The 380-nt window shown below is 25.8% G+C and carries 1 protein-coding gene and 1 pseudogene; both read right to left on the bottom strand.

What is annotated here, in order from left to right; all coding sequences use genetic code 11:
- The coding region (locus ELQ06_RS09005; RefSeq protein ID WP_233919110.1) for a hypothetical protein at nt 1-119 on the bottom strand (119 nt) is incomplete at its 3' end.
- Nucleotides 116-380, bottom strand: a pseudogene (locus ELQ06_RS08560) (motility associated factor glycosyltransferase family protein); the annotation flags it as partial. The pseudogene ELQ06_RS08560 and the gene ELQ06_RS09005, both read right to left, overlap by 4 nt.

Genomic DNA, 380 nt, shown 5'->3' with positions numbered 1-380 from the left:
TTTTCATCTATATTAAAACGAGAACAAGTTTTATTTTGTATGAAATTTAAAAGTTTATTTCCTAAGGGTTCATTTACTCCGCTTAATAAAGCTTGTATGTTTTTTTCTAGTATGGTCATTGGGTTTCCTTAAGAGAATTTATAATAATATTTATTTTTTGCTCTAGTTTTTCTATAAAATAAAGCAACCATTCATCATAAGCCTTGATATAGGCTGTGATAAAACTAGCATTATCTACAATATTTTCTTTATAAACTAAACTTATCTTAAGTCCTCGCTCATACATCACTGCTTTTAAAATACCATCCTGTATAAACTCATCTTCATCTAAAGAGTGATTAAAATTTTCTATGTTTTGATAGACTTTTTCTAAAAATTCT

The organism is Campylobacter sp. CH246 (assembly GCF_004378835.1).
In the GTDB taxonomy this organism is placed as follows: Bacteria; Campylobacterota; Campylobacteria; order Campylobacterales; family Campylobacteraceae; genus Campylobacter_D; species Campylobacter_D jejuni.
The sequence above is the reverse complement of the archived record's forward strand: the minus strand, read 5'-3'. Positions and strand labels throughout refer to the sequence as shown.